The following is a 23,377-nucleotide window of genomic DNA, read 5'->3' as shown; positions in this document are numbered from 1 at the left end:
AAAATTAAGCATCTACTTTTTCACTTGTCTTATGAAATTGTTAAAGCTTGTTATTTTAAGATCATCAATGGTTTGTATTTCTTTTAGTCTTGAATCATCAGATAAAAAATATATCCACCTACGTTGCCCAGGATATAAGTCAAAAAAGTTCTCATGGAACCAACCCTTATATTTTGTAGACAAAAGGACATCTTTTTGATACGTGTCCGATGAAATAATAACTTTAATACCATTAACCATTTTTACAAATTGGGTTTCAAAATCACCTTGTCTTAGTTTTAATTCTTTTGGCTTTACAAAGAAAAAGTGCTCATCAAATGTGTCGAATCTAGCGTCAAAATAAATCTCATCTTTGGGGAAATTAATCTGTGATAAAGGGAGTTGATACTTTATATCGCTTGAATTGGCTTTAACTGTTATTGGTTTGGAATCTTTCCATAATACGTTATCACTAAAGTCCTTGATAGATACCCATAACTTATCTTCAATAGAATCTAAATTGTCATTAACTAAATACACATTCAGCGTATCATTTTCAATATGAGATGAAATAATTACATCTTCATATGCCTGTGCTATCTTGTATTGCATCGCCTTCCAATTTCCAAAGTAATCTATACTGCTCCAAGAGACTACTGGCCAACAATCATTGAGTTGCCAATACAAAGTTCCCATATTGTAAGGTTTTGCCCTACGTTGCGCTTTTACTCCCATGGACATTCCTTTTGCTTGTAATAACTGACTCATATATACGTAATCCTCAGGATTTTCCGGTACAGGAAAATCGCGCTTCATGTATTCTTCTATAAGTTGAAATCCTCTTGGGTGTTTTTGATGATTCAAAAATTCATCTGAATCAATAGAGATCGTATCGCTTTGATTTATATAACGAATAGCCTCCAAACTCGGAAATGACTGAAACCCAAACTCGCTCATAAATCGTGGCACATTATCTTCTAAATGTTCAAATGGATATGCATCATGCCATATCCACCAGTCGTGAGCGTCTCCTTCTGTTTTATATTTAGGGTTGCCTCGCCCATATTTTGGGGAAGATTCCCAATAATCTATATCCGAAAATTTTGATACAGCTTTTGGTAAAATTGAATCAAAGACATTTAAATAATTGGTCCAGATTTCATCTTTTTCGGCTTCACTTCGGCCTTCTTGCCAGCCCCAACGATGCCACGCTTCTGAATTTTCATTATTACCGCACCACATTGCTATTGAAGCATGATTTCGTAAACGCTTCACTTGTTGTTCAGCTTCAATTTTTACGTTTTCCAAAAAAGCATCATCACCCGGATACATGGCACAAGCGAACATAAAATCTTGCCAAACCAGAATACCTTTTTCGTCACATTTTTCATAAAACAAATCATCTTCGTAAATACCTCCACCCCAAACACGAAGCATATTCATATTTGAGGTTACTACATCATTCAATAATTTCTCATAATTCGCTTTAGTAACCTTATTCTGAAAACTATGTTGTGGAATATAATTAGCACCTTTGGCATAAACCGGTTGGCCGTTTACTTTAAAATGAAAAGACTGACCTATACTATCTTTTTCCGCAACTAATTTAATATCTCGAATACCATATTTAGTTGAAGAACTATCTAATACTTTATTACCATCTTTAACGACAACTTTGACTTTGTATAAATAAGGATCCCCTAAATTATGTGGCCACCACAGTTTAGGGTTTTTTATAATTATAGTTTCCTTTAAACGATTGACTTTCTTATTAACTTTTTTCTCTCTAATAACAGAGTCATTTAAATAAATTAATACTTGATAGTTATTCTCTAGTTTTTGTTTTGATTTCAGAAACAAATCAAATTTGGCAACTGAATCATTTATTATAAGGTTCTTAGAATACAGTTCATCAATTTTATAATCATTCCAACTTACCAGTTTAATAGGTTTCCAAATACCACAAGTGTTGAGAATTGGCCCCCAATCCCAACCATACTGAAACTGAGCCTTTCTTGTAAATATGCGATCACCTGCAGGCAACTCGTAAGATAATTTAGCCTTCTCAATATTCTCGTATTTAGAGGTAGATTCAAATAGAATTCGTAACTCATTTTGCGTTTTTAAAAGCGATTTGACATCGATATTCCAAAATCTAAAGGAGTTGTTAGCTTTTAGAATTAAGCTATCATTTAAATAGACACTTGCGTAAGTATCTAGACCCTCAAAATTAAGTGTAAAATGTTTTCTTTTAAGTGATTCTTCATCTAAACTAAAGGTTGTTTTATATTCCCAATCTTTTTCAGAAACCCATTGTACATTCTTCTCATTATCACCAATAAAAGGATCTTCAATGAGGTCATTATCTAACAAATCAGAAAAGACATTACCAGGTACTGTAGCACCCAACCAAACCGAGTCCTTAACTTGTTTAAATTGCCAATTATTATTTAGCTCAATAGTATTGGGAACATCATGTTTTGTCCCACAACTATATACAATTACTATTAACAATAAGAGACTATAACGCATCTAAAATGTCTTTAATTTTTTTTCCATCTGATACGGTTTGCTCTCCTGAAAACAAAGATGTTTTTATAGGAAGACCCATGGACGCAGAAGCATGAATTTCTTTAAACCCTTCCATTTTAAATTGTTTAGCATTTGTAGCATTGATTCCACTTCCTGGCATAATAATTATTCTGCCATTTGATATATTTTTCGTTTTTTTCAAAAGTTCTATACCTTCAATAGCAGTCATTTTTTGCCCTGAGGATAAAACGCGTTCTACGCCTAAATCAATTAATTGTTCTAGTGAATTATAAGGATTCACAACCTCATCAAAAGCTCGGTGAAATGTAAATGTCATTGGTCTTGCCAATTCTAATAACTCATTGGTCCTGACTACATCAATGGTACCATTCTCGTTCAAAATCCCAGATACTATGCCATTTACTTCTAATTTTTTACAGATTTCTATATCCTGTTTCATGATTTTGAATTCAGCTTTTGAATACACAAAATTTCCAGATCGTGGGCGAATCAAAACATGGGTTGCTATGTCTAATTCTGTAATTACTTGTTTTATCAAACCATATGAGGGTGTTATGCCACCGACTGCTAACTCTTGACATAACTCAATACGATGAGCACCAGAATCTTGGGCGTTTTTTGCTGATTGATATGAATTAGTGCAAATTTCTAGTAGCATTTTAGTTTACTATTATTTCGTCAATAAAAGTCCATGCTTTGTTTCCAGCTCCTTGTTTACCATCCGGTATTGTACCATAATTTGGAACTATAAGCTTAATTAATTTTACTTTAATATTTAAGTCTTCAGGCGTGATAAAATTATAGTCAAAATTGGTGATTACTTCCTTGTGGTTATTAATTGCTACTTTGTCTGTAACTTTTGTACCATCGTCCAAGGTGAATTCCAACATTATTTTCTTCGGCGCATAGATCCATTGCCCATTTCCATTATGAAACCGTGTCTTAATAGTAGTAATTTCTTTTTCTTCAACTAAATCAATGGTTATCTCAATATCCTCTCCCCAAAATCCTAGCCATTCTTTATCACCATAGCGTTTATCATTTCCTGATATACCATTGACTAATCCTTCTGTACCACTACCAGCATATGCTTTATGCGGTGCTTTATCTATTGTAATCTTTGCACCAACAGCCTTGTGGTACTTTATATCTTGAATAAACGTATTACCTTGCTTTTGGTCTCCGTCAAAAACTTGGGCTTTTACAACTGTAGATTCTGAAATTGGAATTTTTTCTGAATACATTGTAGAATTAGAGCTAGGCTCAGTACCATCAATTGTATATCTCATTGACTTGTTTTTGGACAGTGTTTTTAGCTCATAAAAAGATTTGCCTTTTTCTGATGTCATGTTACCTTCAATTTCATATAAGTGATTGGCATAATTTATATCTAAGACGTCTAGTCTTTCATGAAAATATTCCACTCTAGCCACAAAATTCTCATAATTTTTGCTCTTGGAATTAGACCAAAGTACTTCGCTCATAGCAAGTATCCGTGGAAATGCCATATATTCAACTTGATCTTCGGTTGGCATATATTCTGTCCAGATATTTCCTTGTGCTCCAAGGACAAATTTTGATTCCTCTACTGTCAATTCATCTGGAATGGGATTAAAACTATATACTTTTTCTAACGGTAAAAACCCACCAATAGATAGTGGTTCGTCATCATTTTCAGATTGATAATAATCAAAATAACAATGTGAAGTTGGTGTCATTACAACATTATGACCAGCCTTTGCTGCTTCAATTGCACCATTGGTTCCTCGCCATGACATTACCGTAGCATTTGGTGCCAAACCACCTTCTAATATTTCATCCCAACCAATAATTTGCCTTCCTTTTGAATTGAGATACTGCTCCATTCTGGAGATAAAATAATTTTGTAATTCGTGCTCATCTTTAAGCCTCTGATTCTTAATTCTAATCTGACACTGATTACATAATTTCCATCTGGTTTTAAGAGCTTCGTCACCACCAATGTGAATATATTTACTAGGAAATAACTCTAACACCTCATCCAATACATTTTCCAAAAAATCAAAGGTTTCATCTTTTGTACAATAAATTTCTTCAAAAACACCCCATTTCTGAGCTACCTCCACTTGTTCACCTGTACATCCTAATTCTGGATAAGCAGCAATTGCTGCTTGACTATGGCCTGGCATTTCTATTTCAGGAATAATAGTCACAAATCGTTCTTGAGCATAGGCAACAATTTCTTTTACTTCTTCTTGGGTATAAAATCCTCCATATTTTTCACCATCAAATTGATGCGGTTGATCACTATAATGACCGATTAAAGTTTGATCTCTGTATGCTGCAACTTCTTGTAATTCAGGATATTTTTTTATCTCAATTCGCCAACCCTGATCTTCGGTTAAATGCCAATGGAAGGTATTCATTTTTAGCATTGCTAAAGCATCAATATATTTCTTTATAAAATCTACAGAGAACATATGTCTTCCAACATCTAAATGCATTCCTCTGTATGGGAATTGAGGTTTATCCTTAATAGTTAAGGCCTTAATTTTAACTTCACTATTCTTAAAAGTTCCGTCTTCAAAACTTGTTGGTAAAAGTTGTCTAAAAGATTGAATGGCATAAAAAGCACCTTGGTCTGTGCTTGCTTCAATCTTTATTTCGTTTTTTGAAATTTGAAGATTGTAAGATTCAGCCTCTAAAGTATCATTCTTAGAAAATCGAATCTCATCCCCTTTTTTCAAATTGAACCCACTACCAGATTTTATATATGATTTTAAAAAATCTGTACTGATGGAAAATTGACTGTTTGAATTAATTCCTGTATCGCTATTTAAAACGAAATAATCTTCAGAAGTCTCTATTGTATTCGGATTTGGTAATATAGATACAATTCCCTCTTCAAAATATTGATCCTTACAACTTATAATTAAAATGGATAAAATGAAAATACGAACAAAGGTCTTGAAATGCATTTTAGTATATTAGATGCATTAAATTTAGCAATCTTTTTGATGACCTTTAAACTACCCTCTGTTTTAATTGTTTTTGCTTTACTAATTAGCTGTAATACCTCAACAACAATTACCGAAGCAAAAAAAGATCAACCTCTAATCAACTATGTAAATACTTTTATTGGTACTGGTGGTCATGGTCATACATATCCTGGTGCAACATTGCCTTTTGGCATGATGCAATTAAGCCCAGATACGCGTTTAGAAGGTTGGGATGGATGTTCTGGCTATCATTACACGGATAGTTATATCTACGGCTTTTCCCATACACATCTGAGCGGTACAGGGATAAGCGATTATGGCGACGTACTTTTAATGCCAACGAATAAAATTCAATTTAATAATGGAGCTGATGGTAATGATGGCTATCGTGCACACTTTTCACACGATAATGAATCTGCAGAACCAGGATATTACAAGGTACATTTAGACACTACAAATATTGATGTTGAATTGACCGTATCATTACGTAGCGGCATGCATAAGTATCAATATCCCTCAAAGGATAACCAATACATCGTCCTAGATATACAACATCGAGATAAATTGCTTGATTACAAAATTAATAAGCTAAATGATTTTGAAATAAGCGGTAACAGGCATTCATCTGCTTGGGCAAAAGACCAACGATTATTTTATCATATTAAATTTTCACATCCAATCAAGGACATAGTTTATGACGATGGTGAAGGTGTCGTGCTTTCAAAGAATTATAAATTTAAAAGTAAAAAAGCAGTATTACTTTTAGATAATCCCAATAACGAGCCTATTTACACCAAAGTCGGGATTTCAGCTGTGGATGAAAAGGGAGCTCGCGAGAATTTGAATGCAGAAATTGGCAATAAATCTTTTGAAACCGTTAAAAAAGAAGCACAAGATTATTGGGAATCTCAACTTTCAAAAATTGTGATTGAAAATGATAACCTTGATAGAAAAACTAATTTCTATACAGCGCTATATCACACAATGATAGCGCCTAATCGCTATCAAGATGTAGATGGCCGTTATAGAGGTATGGATTTAGATATTCATCATGCTGACTTCGATTACTATACTGTATTCTCCCTTTGGGACACCTATAGAGCGGCACATCCACTGTATACCATAATAGAACAAGAAAAAACCAATGACTTTATAAATACTTTTTTAGCGAAATATGATGAAGGTGGTATAATGCCAATGTGGGATTTAGCAGGTAATTATACCGATTGTATGATTGGTTACCATGCTGTTCCGGTAGTTGCTGATGCCTATCTCAAAGGTATTAGAGACTTCGACGTAGAAAAGGCTTTTGAAGCTATGAAGCATTCGGCGACAAGGGATAAGTTTGGGTTAGAGGCTTATAAAAAGTATGGTTTTATTCCAGTAGATGAAGAAAGTGAATCGGTCTCAAAAACCTTAGAATATGCCTATGATGATTGGACAATTGCGCAAATGGCAAAAGCAATGGGTAAAGACGAAGATTACAATACATACATTCAGCGTGCGCAGTACTACAAAAATGTATTTGACCCTGAAAGTAAATTTATGAGGGGTCGTTTCAGAAATACTTGGTTCTCGCCATTTGATCCTTATGAGGTTAACTTTAATTATACTGAAGCAAATTCATGGCAGTACAGCTTTTATGTCCCACAGGATATTTCAGGTTTTATGAATTTACTAGGAGGAAAAGACAAACTCCAAAATCAGTTAGATGAGTTGTTCAATGCTAAAACTGAAACTTCTGGTCGAGATCAATCCGATATAACAGGTTTAATAGGTCAGTATGCACATGGTAACGAACCAAGTCATCATATGGCATATCTCTATAATTTTGTAGGTCGCCCTCATAAAACCATGGAGAAAGTTCATCAAATATTAACCGAACTGTACACAAATACTCCAGATGGAATTTCAGGAAACGAAGACTGTGGGCAAATGAGTGCATGGTATGTGTTTTCTTCTATGGGATTTTACCCAGTAACTCCTGGAAATAATCAATATATCATTGGAACGCCCTTATTTGACAAAGCTTCAATTTATCTAGAAAACGGCAATGTGTTCACTATTAAAAGCTACGATCTAAGTGACACTAATATTTATATTGAGTCCGTTTATTTAAATGGAGAGAATTTAGATAGAACTTACCTTATGCATGATGAAATAATGAAGGGAGGCACTTTAGAATTCTATATGAATGATAATCCAGCCATTTGGGGAAGTAGAGATAGCCAACGTCCAACAACTGAAATTAAGGATCATATTATTCTGCCTTCTCCATATATTGAAAAAGGCGATATTACATTTAGAGGGTCTACGGAAGTGGTCTTAAATACGTCTCAAGAGAATGCAAAAATATACTATGCTTTAAATGATGAAGACTTTAAACTTTACAATTCACCATTCACTATTTCCGAAGATACTGAAGTGAAATTGTATTCTGAAAAGGGTGCATTAAAAAGCCCTGTGTTAACCACTCCTTTTTACAAAATTGATCCTAATTTGAGCATTAAACTAGATAGTGAGTACGCCAACCAATACTCTGCAGGAGGTAATGATGCCCTAATAGATGGCATAAGAAGTACCAAAAACTACAGAACAGGAAGTTGGCAAGGCTATTGGAATACTGATGTCATTGCTACTGTAGATTTAGGAATTCAGAAAATAGTAAATACCGTTTCCATTAACTTCCTAAGAGATCAAGGCGCATGGATATTTTATCCTACTCAAGTAACTTGTCTAGTTTCCGTAGATGGCAAAAACTTTGAAGCCTTTAATGAAGGAAGCGTAAAAATTGATGCTAAAACAGAAAATAGTGAAATAGAAATTCTAACTACAAAATTCAATATTCCGACAAAAAAATATAGATATATCAAAGTAATTGCTAAGAAACTAGGCGATTTACCACAGTGGCATATTGGTCACCCTATGAACGGTAAAAGCTGGATTTTTGTTGATGAAATATCAATAAAATAAAAACAAACTAACCATGAATCAAACTAAATCTTATCGATCTTCCTTTATTCTATTAACGACATTATTCTTTTTATGGGGATTTATTACAGTGCTTGTAGATTCTCTTATACCGAGACTGAGAGAGTTATTTACACTTACTTATTTTCAAGCAGGTATGGTACAGTTTGCATTTTTTGGTGCATATTTCTTGCTGTCAATCCCAGCAAGTTATATACTTTCGAAAATCGGTTATAAACGTGGTATTATTCTAGGGTTATTCACCATGGCATTAGGATGCTTCTTATTTTATCCTGCAGCGTCTTTTCGGGTATTCGGAATTTTTATATTAGCATATTTCATACTAGCTGGCGGAATGACAATTTTACAAGTTGCAGCTAATCCTTATGTTGCCGTTTTGGGTTCTGAAGAAGGTGCATCAAGCCGTTTAAACCTGTCTCAGGCTTTTAATTCCTTAGGTACTGCAATAGCACCAGCCGTTGGCGCTCTATTTATTTTAAACGATACCATAAAAACTAAAGAAGAGATAGCAACTTTATCAGATTCAGCCAAAGAAACTTATTTAGCTTCAGAAGCGTCAGCCGTACAAAACCCATTTCTTGGTTTGGCCGTATTTATATTATTTATAGCAGGTATTTTCTTTTTTGCAAAACTTCCAAAGCTAATTAGTGAAACCTCAACCGGTACATACGCAGAGGCTTTCAAACAAAAAAATCTAATGCTTGGTGTATTAGGTATATTCTTTTATGTTGGCGCAGAGGTTGCCATTGGCAGTTACCTTGTTAACTACTTCTTAGATATGAATTTGGTTGAAGTTATTCAGCAAAATGGATTTATGACTTCAATTGCTGAGGGCATTCTAAATTCTGGATTAACGGAGAATGATAATAAAGCCATCGTCGGTGTGTTTGTCACATTTTATTGGTCTGGTGCCATGGTAGGAAGATTTATTGGTTCATACCTAACAAAAATTATGAAACCAGGTAAAGTACTCGGTGTTTTTGCAACCATGGCTATTGCTCTCATTATCATCTCAATAAGCACAACTGGCATAGTTAGCATGTGGAGCATTCTAGCAGTCGGACTATTTAATTCAATTATGTTTCCAACCATATTTACACTTGCCATTGATGGTATAGGTGAGCTCAAACCTAAAGGCTCAGGTCTTTTATGTACAGCAATCGTTGGAGGTGCAATAATTCCACCTCTTTATGGAAATTTTGTAGATAATGTAGGATTTAAAACAGCTTTAATGTTCATCATTTTATGCTATGTTTATATATTATGGTATGGTTATAAAAATTCTAAAAAAGCATTAATATGAATCGCAGAAAATTTATAAAAAATGCTTCATTGACAGGAGCAGGTTTAGCGGTAGGCTCGACTCTGATTAATTGTTCTGAAGACAACACGAAGGACAAACAAACGGCATTAAACACTAATGTAAAAGCTAAGTTACCCTTAGTTATTGCCACATGGCATGTAGAAAATGCTACAGCAAAAGCTATGGAAGTTTTAGAAGCTGGTGGAAATGCACTTGATGCCGTTGAACAAGGGTGTATGATAGAAGAGGCTAATGAAAAAGGTCAATCAGTTGGTAAAGGCGGATTACCTGATAGAGATGGACATGTTACTCTAGATGCTTGTATCATGGATAAAAATGGGAATTGTGGTGCTGTGGTATATCTGAAAGATATTACTCATGCTGTTTCAGTAGCCAAAAAAGTGATGGAGGAAACACCACATGTAATGCTTGCTGGTTCTGGAGCAAAAGAATTTGCTATATCTAAGGGCTTTGAACCAGAAGATTTGCTAACAGAAGCATCTAAAAAGGCTTGGGAAGAATGGAAAATTAAGAGTGAATACAAACCAATTATAAATATTGAAAACCACGATACAATTGGTATGTTAGCCATAGATAAAAATGGAGATATATCAGGTGCGTGTACCACAAGTGGTCTTGCTTACAAAATGGCAGGACGTGTTGGAGATTCACCTATAATTGGATCAGGTCTTTTTGTAGATAATGAAATTGGAGGGTGCGTTGCGACGGGTTTAGGTGAAGAAGTTGTAAAAACAGTGGGAAGTTTTTTAGTTGTGGAATTGATGCGCCAAGGAAAATCACCTCAAGAGGCATGCGAAGAAGCAATAGGAAGAATTGTTAATAAACCTAACAGCAATTACAAAGACTTTCAGGTTGGATATATCGCCGTAAACAAAAAAGGCGAGACAGGAAGTTACTCAATCCATCAATGGTTTAGCATGACAAAGTTTCAAGATGGTATTAATGAGCAAATACAATCTGATTATTACAATAAAAGCTAGAACCATTTAATTGTTAGCTTCGCCAATTTTTCTTTGAAACTTGTGTATGGCGGAAATAAAAACTCTGCTGCACCAAAGAAATGCTGTTTAACAACTGCACGTTCATTACTAAAGGCCTTAAATCCAAAAAACCCATGGCTCTTACCTATACCACTATTATTTGTTCCACCAAATGGCAAATTATGGTTTGCATAATGTATAACATTGTTATTTATGCAAGTTCCTCCTGCTCTTGTATTTTTGATTACTTTATTGATAAATAATTTTTTCTTGCTATATACATACAATGCAAGTGGGCGCTCTTTGGAATTTATATAATCAATTGCATTATCAATAGTCTCATATGATACTATTGGCATTATTGGTCCAAAAATTTCTTCATTGAGTAAAGACGCTTCCTCCTTAAGATCCGTTACAATTGTTGGCGAGATATATTTGTTTGATTCATCATACTTGCCTCCAACAACGATTTTGGCATTTAATGTTTGGGCATTATCTAAATGAGATTTTAATCTTTTAAAATGTTTAGGTGTCACAATTCTAGCGTAAGAATTAGATTGTTGTGGTTCTTTAGAATAAAAATGCTCAATCCATTGCTTGCAAGAATCTATAAATTCAGATTTTACTCGTTCATCAACTAAAATGTAATCTGGTGACACACATATTTGACCTGCATTTAAAAACTTGCCCCAAACAACTTTTTTAGTTGCTTGCTTAATATTTGCCGTTTTATCTATTATAGTTGGCGACTTGCCTCCCAGTTCTAATGTCACTGAAGCAAGATGCTTTGCAGCTGCGGTCATTACAATTTTTCCAACATTAGGTGAACCTGTAAAGAATATGTGATTAAATGGTAACTTCAAAAGCTCTGTAGATGTTTCTACCTCTCCTTCGACTAAAGCAACCTCTTCTTCATCAAATATATGTTTTATGATGGTAGCCATTAAAGCAGAAGAATTAGGTGTCATCTCGGAAGGCTTTATTATAGCAGTATTCCCGGCAGCAATTGCAGAGATCAACGGTCCAAAGGTTAAATTAAAAGGGAAATTCCATGGTGAAATAATCAAACAAACCCCTTTTGGTTCATAAATATAATACGAACTTGAACCCAACATAGACAAGGGTGTTCTAACCTTTTGCTTTCGTGTCCATCTATGCAAATGCCTCTTGATATACTTTATATCTCCAATAATCTGATAAACTTCTGATAGTTCAGATTCGACCTTTGGTTTGCCCAAATCTTTGAACAATGCATCTTTTATTTGTTCTCGATAAGTGATTTCTATGGCTCGTTGAAGTGCATTTAACTTCTTAATTCTCTGATTATAAGTAGTTTGCGCAACCTTGTATTGATTCTCCTTTTGCTTTGAAAAGAGCTTAAAGTATGGGTTTTCAGATATTTGCGTCATTTTTTATCCTTGTGTTTATTGGGATACAGGCTAAATTAGTGCATTTCATCGATGTTTTTGTAAAACTTCTGCATTTCAACCGGAAATCTGTTTGAATGAACCCCAAAACCAACGATTTTAAAGGGCTACAGGCCGAATTGGTGTATTTCGTCGATGTTTTTTACAAACCAGTACAGGTTATCTAATAATCGCCTTGATTCGTCCAAAATATTAAGCCTCATGTTGACCTTTGATGTTTATTTGTGTCGAAGTTAATAGAAAAACACTTCAAACAATTATGAAAAAAGGTTTAGTATTAATATTATTTTTAACAATGTCTCTAGCGAGTTTCGCTCAGCAGGATAATGTTGCTAATAACGAGACTGAACTTGTTGAAAATGTAACTGTTGAAAAGCCAGTTGCTAAAAAGACTGTTATTTCTGCTAAGGCGAAGGCTAAGTTTTTAAAAATCAACCGTAAGAAAAATGTTGAAATCATAAGTATTAAAGCTTACAGAAAGAGTCTTCAGATAAAAACTAAAACTGTAAAGCTTTGCTAAGAGTATATTATAGATAGTTAAAAGGCCGAAACAAATTGTTTCGGCCTTTTTATTTTAAATGATATTTCAAAATTCTAAGTTTAAAAACATCATTACATTGCTAATTTTTATTATTTGAACATCTATAATAAAACCTTAACTTTTTTGTAGTTTTATAGACTTCAAAATTTAAGTAGATGTCAGATCAAAAACGCCTTTTTCTTGTTGATGCATATGCATTGATTTTCCGTGGTTATTATGCTTTCATAAAAAATCCAAGAATAAACTCTAAAGGAGAAGACACTTCAGCTATTATGGGTTTTATGAATTCTCTATTAGATGTAATTAAAAGAGAACGTCCAGATCATCTAGCTGTTTGTTTTGATAAAGGTGGCAGTGTAGACCGCGTTGAAATGTATGAGGCCTATAAGGCAAATCGTGACGAAACTCCAGAGGGCATTAAAACAGCTGTGCCATATATTCATGAAATTTTGAAGGCCATGCATATTCCAATTATGGTAAAAGAAGGGTTTGAAGCCGACGATGTTATCGGAACACTTTCTAGACAAGCAGAAAAGGAAGGTTATAAGGTATTTATGGTAACGCCGGATAAAGATTTTGCTCAGCTCGTTACAGACAATATTTTTATGTATCGACCAGTTTTTGGTGGAGGGTATGAGACTTGGGGGATTCCCGAAGTGCAAAAAAAATTCGAGGTAGAAACTCCTGAGCAGGTCATTGATTTTCTTGGTATGATGGGTGATGCAAGTGATAATATACCAGGTTTACCAGGTGTTGGAGAAAAAACAGCTAAAAAATTTATCAATCAGTTCGGAAGTATGGAAGGCCTTTTGGACAATACTGATCAGTTAAAAGGAAAAATGAAGGAAAAGGTAGAGGCCAATGCAGACCTTGGGAAACTCTCTAAAGAACTAGCAAGAATAATGCTAGATGTCCCTGTAGAATTCGATGCTAAGGATTTTGAGCTAGATCATCCAGATATTGACAAGGTCAAAGAAATATTCCAAAATCTTGAGTTTAGAAGACTAACCGAAAATTTCTTAAAGACCTTTAATACCGAAAACTCAACAGATACACAGACACAACAGACTAGCAAAACTACTGAGGTTAAGTCTACTCCAAAAGAGCAAAAATCTGCTGGTGCTGGACAGTTTTCGTTATTTGGAGGAGAAGGCACAACTGACGAAAATAAAACTAATGATTTCACACGCAATACTGCTGAAACCACTTCTCATTTTTACCAAAGTGTGAGTCCTGGCATGGCAACAAAATTGTTTGTGAAAAACTTATTGAATCAATCTTCTGTATGCTTTGATACGGAAACCACAGGTCTAAATCCATTAACAGCTGAATTAGTAGGTATAGCATTTTCTTGGGAAGCTAGTAAAGGTTTTTATGTTCCATTCCCAGAAGACAAGAATGAAGCTCAGTCATTAATTGAAGAACTAAGACCATTCTTTGAAAATGAAAATATTGAAAAAATTGGCCAGAATTTAAAGTATGATATAAAGGTATTAGCCAAATACAATATTGAAGTAAAGGGTAAATTGTTTGATACTATGTTGGCGCATTATTTAATAAATCCTGATATGCGACATAATATGGATGTGTTGGCTGAAACCTATCTCAACTATACACCTATTTCAATTACAGATTTAATTGGTAAAAAGGGGAAGAACCAGTTATCTATGCGAGATGTTCCTCTAGAAAAACAAACTGAATATGCTGTTGAAGATGCTGATATAACATTGCAATTGAAAGAGCATTTTCAAAAAGAATTGGGTGAGGCAAATACACAAAAACTATTTGACGAAATTGAGATTCCATTGTTAAGAGTTTTAGCTAATATGGAATTAGAAGGTATCAATCTTGATATTGATTTTTTAAACTCGTTAGCTGAAGAATTAAATAATGATATAGCAAGTCTTGAAAAGAAAATATATAATGCTGCTGGTGAAGAATTCAATATTGCATCACCTAAACAACTTGGCGTAATTCTCTTTGAAAAAATGAAACTGGTTGACAAGCCTAAAAAAACTAAAACAGGTCAATATTCAACCGCTGAGGATGTATTGAGTTATCTAGCCAAAGATCATGAAATAGTACAACATATTCTAGATTACAGAGGACTCTCAAAACTAAAAAGTACCTATGTTGATGCCCTACCTCAACAAGTTGAAGAACATACAGGCCGTGTACATACAGACTATATGCAAACCGTTGCAGCAACTGGCCGATTAAGTAGCAACAATCCAAATCTTCAAAATATACCAATACGAACTGAGCGTGGTCGACAAGTAAGAAAAGCTTTTATACCTAGAAATGAAGACTACACTTTGTTAGCTGCCGATTACTCTCAAATAGAATTGAGAATAATTGCTGCATTAAGTGAAGAAGAAACGATGATTGAAGCATTTAAGAATGGTGAAGACATTCATGCTTCAACGGCTTCGAAAGTATTTAATGTACCTATTTCAGAAGTAACTAGAGAACAACGTGGTAACGCAAAAACCGTGAATTTTGGGATTATTTATGGTGTTTCAGCATTTGGTTTAAGTAATCAAACAAATCTAACCAGGAGTGAATCAAAAGAGCTTATAGATACATATTATGCTACATACCCTAAACTGAGACTTTACATACAAGACCAAGTAGATTTTGCAAGAGATAATGGTTATGTTCAAACCGTTTTGGGTAGACGTCGTTATTTAAAAGATATTAATTCAAGAAATGCTGTTGTCCGTGGTGCCGCAGAACGAAATGCGGTTAATGCACCTATTCAAGGAAGTGCAGCAGATATCATTAAAATAGCGATGATAAAAATCCATGATAGGCTTAAAAAAGGCAATTACAAGTCAAAAATGCTATTACAAGTTCATGATGAATTGGTGTTTGATATTTACAAACCTGAACTAGAAGAAATGAAATCTCTGATTAAATCTGAAATGGAAAATGCATACAAACTAGAAGTTCCGCTTGATGTAGAACTAGATATTGGAGATAATTGGTTGGAAGCGCATTAATATTCTTAACTAAAATAATATTGCAATCGAATAATACGAATGGGCATTATTTCTAAAAACATATCTAAAGCTGTTGAACTATTAAATAATGAAGAGTTGGTGGCAATTCCAACAGAAACTGTTTATGGTCTCGCAGGAAATATCTTTTCAGAGAAAGCAGTTAAGGCTATTTTCAAAACCAAAAAACGTCCAAGCTTCAACCCTTTAATTGTACATATTGCATCAAAAAACAGACTTACTAATATTGTTAGTTATGTCCCAATCAAGGCACAATTATTGGCAGATGCTTTTTGGCCAGGACCTATAACATTGGTTTTACCAAAAAAAGACATTATCCCAGACTTAATAACTTCAGGCAAGCCAACAGTCGCTGTACGTGTACCAAATCACCCTAAAACACTTCAACTTCTTAATCAATTGGAGTTTCCATTGGCTGCACCTAGTGCCAACCCATTTAGCAATATTAGTCCAACAAAACCTGAGCACGTTGAAAACTATTTTAAACATGACATTAAAATGGTATTAGATGGAGGTCCGTGTAAAAGCGGTATTGAATCTACAATCATAGGATTTGAAAATGATGAACCCATCATTTACAGACTTGGATCTACTCCTATTGAAGAGATAGAACGTGTTATAGGCAAAATTTTAATCAAAAACAAGGAAGAAATTAGTCCTGAAGCACCAGGTATGTTAGAACGCCATTATGCGCCGCAAACGAAAACAATCCTCACTGAAAACTTGGTTAAATCAATTGAAGCAAATCGTGAAAAGCGTATTGGATTATTAATCTTTAATGATATTTTAAATGATGAGATGATTCATTTTAAAATTGTATTGTCAGAAACTAAAAATCTAGATGAAGCAGCGTCGAAACTATATGATGCGCTACATCAATTAGATAATCAAGATTTGGATATTATTATCGCAGAGAAATTACCAGATTATGGGCTTGGAAAGTCCATAAACGACAGATTATCAAGAGCAACTAAGAACAAATTTGGCTAATATTAAAGAAAAAATATCAAAATTAAAAAAGGCTGATTTACATAGTCATTTACATTTAGCAGGCTCTCAAAAGAGATTTTCTGAACGCTATCCAAATGCTCAAATTAATTTCCCTAAAAAGTACAACGGTCTTCCTGGAATGATAGATTTCATTTATGGAACACTTAATACAATAATGACTCACAAAGAGGATGTAGTAAATTTTATGGACATTGCTATACAAAGTGCAATAGATGATAATGTAAATCTATTAGAAGCTAGCGTAGATATTGGTCTTACAAGGTTTTTTAACGATTCAATTGAAGAAGTAATTGAAGAAGTTTTGAAACTTCAAGATAAATACAAATCTAAAATTGATTTTAAACCAGATATAGGTGTAAATAAAGATTTAGATATAGATAAAGTTTACAATTATAGTTTAAAATGTATTGATAGCGGTATTTTTCATGGTATTGATTTATATGGGCAAGAAGCAGGTAAGGATTTAAACCCCTTCACAAGACTTTATAATATTGCCAATGACAATGGATTAAAAACAAAAGTCCATATTGGAGAGTTTTCTAACCACAATAGTATTGAAGAAACCATCCACATTCTCAATCCAGATGAAATTCAGCATGGCATCAGAGCAGTAGAATCGAAAAATACAATGGAACTAATATTAAAAAATAGTATCCAATTAAATATTTGCCCACAAAGTAACATTGCATTAGGTGCAGTGAAGAATATAGAAAATCATCCAGCGAGAATACTTTTTGATTATGGCATAAACATTACAATTAATACAGATGACCTTATATTATTTGATGCTACCATAACAGATGAGTATTTAAACCTAATCAATTCAAACGTCTTCACATTTGACGAAATAAAAACGATTCACAAAAACTCTCTTAGAGAATAAATCATTCAATTAGATAAGTAGTTTATTCAACAATAATATTTATCATATTTTATATCCCAAATATTCACTATCTTAAAAAGGCCTCAATATTTAAGTTTAACAATTAATAATTATTGTTATGAAGAATATTTTAGTTCCAATTGATTTTAAAGGAAATGAGGATTTACTTATTGACAAAGCTTATGAATTAGGGGATAATTTCCAATCAAAAGTTTGGTTCATACATGTCGCAGCACCAGATCCAGATTTTGTTGGTTATGATGCTGGCCCACAATTTATAAGAGATAATCGTGCAGATAAACTGAGGGAAGAACATAAAAAGCTTGAAAGTATTACAAACTCATTAAAACAAAAGGGTGTAAATAGTGAAGCTTTACTAATTCAAGGAGCAACTGTTGAAACAATCTTAAACAAAACAAAAAAATTGAATATTGATCTTATAATTATAGGTCATCAATCCTATGGTATTTTTTATCAAGCTTTATTTGGAAGCGTCTCAGAAAGTTTAATTAAAAAATCTAACATTCCGGTTTTAGTAGTCCCTCTTGACTAAAATGTAAGTAATAAAAATATCTTCGTCTAAACTTTATAACGAATGCCTTTATTGAATGAAGTTTAGAATTTTCCTTTTAGGGTTTTGCCTTGCCATAACCAAAACTTCTTTTAGCCAAACATGTTGTTCTGGAGGTATTCCCCTATCCAATAATCTTGGTCTTGAATTTTCCTCTGGCCAGTCAGCAATTCTGGGATTGAGCTACGACTTTAATAATCTTAATACCTTAAAGAATGAAAATGAAACACTTGACGATAATTCTAGATTAAGAACTACGCACTCTATTTTATTAAATGCCGGATATTCTTTTACAGACCGACTGTCTATAGAGGGATTATTTACATGGGTAAACCAAAGAAGAATCATTAGTCAATTTGATGAGGAAAACCTAGATCAAACCTATGGTATTGGCGATGCGGTCATTTTGGTTAGATATAAAGTCATTAATAATATTGAAAAAAGTTTTAGACTAGATATTGGTTTTGGCGTAAAATTACCATTAGGATCATCTACTGAAACCAATGATCAAGGTATTGTACTGAATGCAGATTTACAACCCGGTAGTAATTCTTGGGATTTAATTTATCTATTGGGTGCAAATAAATCATTTGATTTTAGACCAACTATGGCTTTTTCAACTCGCTTAATATACAGACAAACAGGTGAAAATAATTCATATTTTGATGATTCTACTTACGAATTTGGTAATGATATACAAGCTTATTTTGGGGTTTCGGACCAGTTTCTAGTTCAAAACACCGTAATAAATCCAAGAATAACTTTTAAATATCGAAACGCAGCTCAAGACAAAATTAATACAGCTGATTTACCTAATACTGGTGGTGAATGGATTTTCATTATACCTAATTTATCCGTAAGTATTTTTAAGAATACATCACTTAATGTTTCAGCGGAATTACCAATATATTCAAGACCTGAGGGTATTCAATTGACACCTACATATAGAATTACTTCAGGTTTTTTAATTAACTTATTCAATAAACCACAAGCAGTGTTAAATTAATAGAATCTATGAAAACTTTTAAACCCTTCATTTTATCATTTTCAATATTGTTGGCAATTGCTTGTAGTAGTAGCGACCCTTCAAATAATGACTCTGGTTCGGACAATACAGATAACAATGACCCTACTCCTACAGATTCATGGCTAATTCCAGTAGGTGATGTAGAAGATGGAGGGCCTGGTAAGGATGGCATACCATCTATTGAGAACCCTATGTTTAATCTTGCGAGCGAAACAACTATGGACGATGATGAGTTAGTTGTTGGCATTAAAATTGGTAATACCATAAGAGCTTACCCGCATTTCATTTTAGACTATCACGAAATTGTTAATGATATTATAGATTCTGAGGACATTTCTATTTCATATTGCCCATTGACAGGAACAGCGTTTGCTTGGGAAAGTTCTGTAGAAGGTGGTATTGAATCTCATTTTGGTGTGTCAGGATTACTTTATAATACCAATCTAATCTTATATGATAGAGAGACTGATAGCAATTGGTCCCAAATGCGCTTGCAGTGTGTAAATGGCGATCTTATTGGAGATTACCCTGAAATCTATCCTGTCATTGAAACAAATTGGGGAACTTGGAAAAATATGTATCCAGATTCTGAAGTACTAAATACACAAACTGGTTTTGACAAACCATATGGAAATTACCCTTATGGTGCATATAAAACAGATCACGACCTTTTTCTTTTTGTACCAAGCCCCTTGAATCCCGCTTTGCCTAATAAACAAAGAGTGTTTACTATAATAGACGATGATAAGGCAAAAGTGTATAAATTTTCGGATTTTGTTAATGGAAATGCAGTTATCGACAATTTTAATGGTCAAAACTATCTAGTAATAGGAAATGAAAATATTATAACAGCATTTGAAGTAAATGGTATTTTTAATCAATTAGATTATAGTTTTGCTTTTAATAATTCTGATGTGTTTTTCACCGATAATGAAGGTAACTCTTGGTCAGTTTTTGGTAAAGTTATTGATGGTCCCAGAATGGGACAAAAATTAAATAGCCCGGTAAACGTTACAAGTATGTGGTTTGCAACTGCAGCTTTCTACCCTAACCCTCAAATTTACATAGATTGATCCGGGTAATCATTAGTGCTAAATTCTCTATTTCCACTCTATTTTCATTTACCTGATTTTCAGTCTAAAAAAACCTTCGCCAAGGTTTGGTAATCCAATAGTTTATCGTAAATTTGCAAACTCTTTTTTAGAGAGAAATGTATAATCAATTGTGCAAAAAGCACAGTTATAAATCAAATTAGTGTGGATACATTAAGCTACAAAACAGTTTCTGCTAACAAAGCTACCGTTAATAAGGAGTGGGTCTTGGTTGATGCTGAAGGACAAACTTTAGGTCGCTTAGCTTCAAAAGTAGCAATACTTTTAAGAGGTAAGCACAAACCTAATTTTACGCCACACGTTGATTGCGGTGATAACGTAATTGTTGTTAACGCTGAGAAAATCAACTTAACTGGTAACAAATGGACGGAGAAAAGTTATATCCGTCACACAGGTTATCCAGGTGGTCAAAGAAGCCTGACAGCTACTGAGATGTTTGAAAAAGACCCAACCAGATTGGTAGAAAAGTCAGTAAAAGGAATGTTGCCTAAAAATAAATTAGGAGCACAATTATTCCGTAACCTAACAGTTGTTGCTGGTGCTGAGCATGCTCACGAAGCTCAAAAGCCAAAAACAATTAATTTAAAAGAATTTAACTAATGGAAGTAATTCACAAAATTGGCCGTAGAAAGACGGCTGTTGCCCGTGTATACGTTGCCAAAGGAAAAGGTAACATTACGGTGAACAAAAAAGGCATGGCGGATTATTTTACTACTGCACCTTTGCAGTATAAAGTAAACCAACCTTTAGTCATGACTAACAATGATGGCAACTTTGATATTACTGTTAACGTATATGGAGGTGGTATCACCGGCCAGGCGGAAGCTATACGTTTAGCATTATCTCGTGCAATGTGCGAACATGATGCTGAAAACAGAGCAATATTAAAGCCAGAAGGTCTATTAACTAGAGATCCAAGAATGGTAGAGCGTAAGAAATTCGGTCAGAAGAAAGCGCGTAAGAAATTCCAGTTCTCTAAACGTTAATATCCAACAACATTTAATTCAGAATCTGACTTGTCAGATTCTGAATTACTTTATTTTATTGAAATCGCTGCATAGTGCGGCAAAATTTAAACCAGTTATTGTTGTCCACAATGGAAACATTGGGATTTAGTTTAGCATCTAAATGGTTAAGGCAAGCAAAAGCAACCACTTAATCATTGCTAATTCAACAGAACGTAAACTATTACAAAAATGGAAAAAGTAGAAGTAAAAGAACTACTAGAAGCAGGTGTACACTTCGGACACCTTACACGTAAGTGGGACCCAAACATGGCTCCTTACATTTATATGGAGCGTAACGGTATCCATATTATCAACCTTTACAAAACAGCAGCTAAAATTGAAGAAACTTGTGCAGCATTAAGTAAAATTGCAGCGTCAGGTAAGAAAATTTTGTTTGTTGCAACTAAAAAACAAGCGAAAGACATCGTTGCTGAAAAGGCAGGTGCTGTAAACCAACCTTATATTACTGAGCGTTGGCCAGGTGGAATGCTAACAAATTTTGTGACTATCAGAAAAGCTGTTAAGAAAATGGCTTCTATCGATAGAATGAAAAAAGACGGAACTTTCAATTCTTTATCTAAAAAAGAGCGTTTACAAGTTGACCGTCAACGTGCTAAATTAGAAAAGAATCTTGGTTCTATTTCTGATATGACTCGTTTACCAGGCGCATTATTTGTAGTGGATATTAAGCGCGAGCATATTGCGATTAAAGAAGCTCAGAAATTAAATATTCCAATCTTTGCAATGGTAGATACAAACTCTGACCCTCGTCAAGTAGATTATCTAATCCCTGCAAATGATGATGCTTCAAAATCGATTAACAAAGTACTTTCTATTGTAGCTTCAGCTATTGAAGACGGATTAAACGAGAGAAAAGCTGAACGTGCAGAAAAAGAAGGTAAGGCACAAAAGCAAGATGCTAAACCAGCTCCAGTTGAGGCAAAAGCTGAAACTGTAGAAGCAAATAAAGAAGAAGAATAAATAGATTTTAGAATACATGAAAAAAGTCGTTTAGTTCTTTTCTTTTAGAAATAAATTAATCGACTTTTTAAATTTAATAATTATGGAAAATACTGTAAAAATCACGGCAGCAGAAGTAAACAAATTGAGAAAGGCTACTGGTGCAGGTATGATGGATTGTAAGAAAGCATTAGTAGAAGCTAATGGAGATTTTGACAAAGCCATTGAAATATTACGTAAAAAAGGACAAAAAGTAGCTGCAAAACGTGCAGATAGAGAATCTACTGAAGGTGCGGCTATTGCAAAAGTAAATGGAGATAATACTGTTGGTGTTTCAATAGTATTAGGTTGTGAAACTGACTTTGTTGGTAAAAACGACAACTTTGTGGCACTTGCTCATGAGTTAGCTGATTTAGCATTAAACTTCAATTCTAAAGATGAGTTTTTAGCAGCTGATTTTGGTGGAATGACTGTAGCTGAAAAATTAATTGAGCAAACAGGTGTGATCGGTGAAAAATTAGGAATTAATGCATTTGAGAAAATTGAAGCTCCATTTGTTGGTTCTTACATACATGCAGGAAACAAGATTGCTACTTTAGTAGGTTTATCAACTAATGTTGATGGCGCTGATGTAGTTGCTAAAGATGTTGCTATGCAAGCCGCTGCAATGAATCCTATTGCATTAAATGAAGAGGGTGTTGATGCATCTGTAATTGAAAAAGAAATTGAAATAGCAAAAGATCAACTTCGTCAAGAAGGTAAGCCAGAAGCTATGTTAGATAATATCGCTAAGGGTAAATTAAAGCGCTTCTTTAAAGACAATACTTTAGTTAATCAAGCATTTATTAAGGATAGTAAAGTTAGTGTTGCTAATTATGTTAAGACAATTGGTGATGTTGAGGTAACTTCATTTAAACGTGTTGCCTTAGGATAATCTTTTTTGATATAATAAATCTCATAACCCTCAAATAATATTTGAGGGTTTTTTTTGGCCTTTTTTTCGCTTTTAAAGA

18 protein-coding genes are annotated in these 23,377 nt (G+C 33.9%); 14 read left to right on the top strand and 4 right to left on the bottom strand.

Features of this window, described 5'->3' with window-relative positions; all coding sequences use genetic code 11:
• Positions 1-12: 12 nt before the first annotated feature.
• Genes LBV24_RS05600 through LBV24_RS05590 form a run of 3 tightly spaced genes read right to left on the bottom strand, consistent with a single transcriptional unit; the run spans position 13 to position 5,489 of the window.
• Positions 13-2,511: a glycoside hydrolase family 2 protein gene (locus LBV24_RS05600; protein WP_224477605.1), complete on the bottom strand. Its 2,499-nt coding sequence runs from the start codon at positions 2,509-2,511 to the stop codon at positions 13-15.
• A complete protein-coding gene (locus LBV24_RS05595) occupies positions 2,501-3,190 on the bottom strand; it encodes a copper homeostasis protein CutC (protein ID WP_224477604.1) in 690 nt (229 codons plus the stop codon). The genes LBV24_RS05600 and LBV24_RS05595 overlap by 11 nt, the downstream gene beginning before the upstream one ends.
• A 1-nt stretch (position 3,191) precedes the next feature.
• Entirely contained in the window at positions 3,192-5,489 is a 2,298-nt protein-coding gene (locus tag LBV24_RS05590) for a beta-N-acetylhexosaminidase (protein ID WP_224477603.1), read from the bottom strand.
• On the opposite strand from LBV24_RS05590, the gene LBV24_RS05585 reads away from it, so the two are divergent.
• From LBV24_RS05585 to LBV24_RS05575, 3 genes are read left to right on the top strand one after another with little or no spacing between them, the layout of a single operon-like run.
• Positions 5,484-8,483, top strand: a complete 3,000-nt coding sequence (locus LBV24_RS05585; RefSeq protein WP_224477602.1) for a GH92 family glycosyl hydrolase — start codon at positions 5,484-5,486, stop codon at positions 8,481-8,483. The genes LBV24_RS05590 and LBV24_RS05585 overlap by 6 nt on opposite strands.
• Before the next feature lie 13 nt (positions 8,484-8,496).
• Positions 8,497-9,804, top strand: coding sequence for a sugar MFS transporter (locus LBV24_RS05580; protein WP_224477601.1), 1,308 nt, complete (start codon positions 8,497-8,499; stop codon positions 9,802-9,804).
• On the top strand, positions 9,801-10,805 hold the full coding sequence (locus tag LBV24_RS05575; RefSeq protein ID WP_224477600.1) for an isoaspartyl peptidase/L-asparaginase family protein: 1,005 nt from the start codon (positions 9,801-9,803) through the stop codon (positions 10,803-10,805). Before LBV24_RS05580 ends, LBV24_RS05575 begins: the two co-directional genes overlap by 4 nt.
• Here the strand turns inward: LBV24_RS05575 and LBV24_RS05570 are convergent.
• Positions 10,802-12,214 (bottom strand): aldehyde dehydrogenase family protein, encoded by a 1,413-nt coding sequence (locus LBV24_RS05570; RefSeq protein ID WP_224477599.1) that lies wholly within the window; start codon positions 12,212-12,214, stop codon positions 10,802-10,804. The genes LBV24_RS05575 and LBV24_RS05570 overlap by 4 nt on opposite strands.
• A 277-nt stretch (positions 12,215-12,491) precedes the next feature.
• On the opposite strand from LBV24_RS05570, the gene LBV24_RS05565 reads away from it, so the two are divergent.
• The 11 genes from LBV24_RS05565 to tsf all read left to right on the top strand — a co-directional run bounded on the left by LBV24_RS05565 (position 12,492) and on the right by tsf (position 23,298).
• Complete coding sequence (locus tag LBV24_RS05565; RefSeq protein ID WP_224477598.1) at positions 12,492-12,752, top strand: hypothetical protein; 261 nt, start codon at positions 12,492-12,494, stop codon at positions 12,750-12,752.
• Positions 12,753-12,928: 176 nt separating this feature from the next.
• Positions 12,929-15,775: a DNA polymerase I gene (gene polA / locus LBV24_RS05560; RefSeq protein WP_224477597.1), complete on the top strand. Its 2,847-nt coding sequence runs from the start codon at positions 12,929-12,931 to the stop codon at positions 15,773-15,775.
• Between the two features lie 39 nt (positions 15,776-15,814).
• Positions 15,815-16,783, top strand: a complete 969-nt coding sequence (locus LBV24_RS05555) for an L-threonylcarbamoyladenylate synthase (protein ID WP_224477596.1) — start codon at positions 15,815-15,817, stop codon at positions 16,781-16,783.
• Positions 16,776-17,687 carry an amidohydrolase family protein gene (locus LBV24_RS05550; RefSeq protein ID WP_224477595.1) on the top strand — a complete coding sequence of 304 codons (912 nt, stop codon included), beginning with the start codon at positions 16,776-16,778 and terminating at the stop codon, positions 17,685-17,687. Before LBV24_RS05555 ends, LBV24_RS05550 begins: the two co-directional genes overlap by 8 nt.
• Positions 17,688-17,805: 118 nt before the next feature.
• Positions 17,806-18,240, top strand: coding sequence for a universal stress protein (locus tag LBV24_RS05545; RefSeq protein ID WP_224477594.1), 435 nt, complete (start codon positions 17,806-17,808; stop codon positions 18,238-18,240).
• Positions 18,241-18,295: 55 nt separating this feature from the next.
• Positions 18,296-19,264: a hypothetical protein gene (locus tag LBV24_RS05540; protein ID WP_224477593.1), complete on the top strand. Its 969-nt coding sequence runs from the start codon at positions 18,296-18,298 to the stop codon at positions 19,262-19,264.
• A gap of 8 nt (positions 19,265-19,272) precedes the next feature.
• Positions 19,273-20,358, top strand: coding sequence for a DUF3179 domain-containing protein (locus LBV24_RS05535; RefSeq protein ID WP_224477592.1), 1,086 nt, complete (start codon positions 19,273-19,275; stop codon positions 20,356-20,358).
• A gap of 183 nt (positions 20,359-20,541) precedes the next feature.
• Positions 20,542-20,997, top strand: a complete 456-nt coding sequence (gene rplM, locus LBV24_RS05530; RefSeq protein WP_224477591.1) for a 50S ribosomal protein L13 — start codon at positions 20,542-20,544, stop codon at positions 20,995-20,997.
• On the top strand, positions 20,997-21,383 hold the full coding sequence (rpsI, locus tag LBV24_RS05525; RefSeq protein WP_224477590.1) for a 30S ribosomal protein S9: 387 nt from the start codon (positions 20,997-20,999) through the stop codon (positions 21,381-21,383). The genes rplM and rpsI overlap by 1 nt, the downstream gene beginning before the upstream one ends.
• Before the next feature lie 210 nt (positions 21,384-21,593).
• Positions 21,594-22,385 carry a 30S ribosomal protein S2 gene (gene rpsB / locus LBV24_RS05520; RefSeq protein ID WP_224477589.1) on the top strand — a complete coding sequence of 264 codons (792 nt, stop codon included), beginning with the start codon at positions 21,594-21,596 and terminating at the stop codon, positions 22,383-22,385.
• 82 nt (positions 22,386-22,467) lie between these two features.
• Positions 22,468-23,298, top strand: coding sequence for a translation elongation factor Ts (tsf, locus tag LBV24_RS05515; RefSeq protein ID WP_224477588.1), 831 nt, complete (start codon positions 22,468-22,470; stop codon positions 23,296-23,298).
• The last annotated feature ends 79 nt before the right edge of the window (positions 23,299-23,377 follow it).

This window comes from Winogradskyella vincentii (assembly GCF_020166345.1).
Lineage (GTDB): Bacteria > Bacteroidota > Bacteroidia > Flavobacteriales > Flavobacteriaceae > Winogradskyella > Winogradskyella vincentii.
The sequence above is the reverse complement of the archived record's forward strand: the minus strand, read 5'-3'. Positions and strand labels throughout refer to the sequence as shown.

Coding starts and splice junctions, on each gene's coding strand:
- LBV24_RS05600 (WP_224477605.1), bottom strand. CDS start 2,511: ATGCGTTATAGTCTCTTATTGTTAATAGTAATTGTATATAGTTGTGGG.
- LBV24_RS05595 (WP_224477604.1), bottom strand. CDS start 3,190: ATGCTACTAGAAATTTGCACTAATTCATATCAATCAGCAAAAAACGCC.
- LBV24_RS05585 (WP_224477602.1), top strand. CDS start 5,484: ATGCATTTTAGTATATTAGATGCATTAAATTTAGCAATCTTTTTGATG.
- LBV24_RS05590 (WP_224477603.1), bottom strand. CDS start 5,489: ATGCATTTCAAGACCTTTGTTCGTATTTTCATTTTATCCATTTTAATT.
- LBV24_RS05580 (WP_224477601.1), top strand. CDS start 8,497: ATGAATCAAACTAAATCTTATCGATCTTCCTTTATTCTATTAACGACA.
- LBV24_RS05575 (WP_224477600.1), top strand. CDS start 9,801: ATGAATCGCAGAAAATTTATAAAAAATGCTTCATTGACAGGAGCAGGT.
- LBV24_RS05570 (WP_224477599.1), bottom strand. CDS start 12,214: ATGACGCAAATATCTGAAAACCCATACTTTAAGCTCTTTTCAAAGCAA.
- LBV24_RS05565 (WP_224477598.1), top strand. CDS start 12,492: ATGAAAAAAGGTTTAGTATTAATATTATTTTTAACAATGTCTCTAGCG.
- polA (WP_224477597.1), top strand. CDS start 12,929: ATGTCAGATCAAAAACGCCTTTTTCTTGTTGATGCATATGCATTGATT.
- LBV24_RS05555 (WP_224477596.1), top strand. CDS start 15,815: ATGGGCATTATTTCTAAAAACATATCTAAAGCTGTTGAACTATTAAAT.
- LBV24_RS05545 (WP_224477594.1), top strand. CDS start 17,806: ATGAAGAATATTTTAGTTCCAATTGATTTTAAAGGAAATGAGGATTTA.
- LBV24_RS05540 (WP_224477593.1), top strand. CDS start 18,296: ATGAAGTTTAGAATTTTCCTTTTAGGGTTTTGCCTTGCCATAACCAAA.
- LBV24_RS05535 (WP_224477592.1), top strand. CDS start 19,273: ATGAAAACTTTTAAACCCTTCATTTTATCATTTTCAATATTGTTGGCA.
- rpsI (WP_224477590.1), top strand. CDS start 20,997: ATGGAAGTAATTCACAAAATTGGCCGTAGAAAGACGGCTGTTGCCCGT.
- rpsB (WP_224477589.1), top strand. CDS start 21,594: ATGGAAAAAGTAGAAGTAAAAGAACTACTAGAAGCAGGTGTACACTTC.
- tsf (WP_224477588.1), top strand. CDS start 22,468: ATGGAAAATACTGTAAAAATCACGGCAGCAGAAGTAAACAAATTGAGA.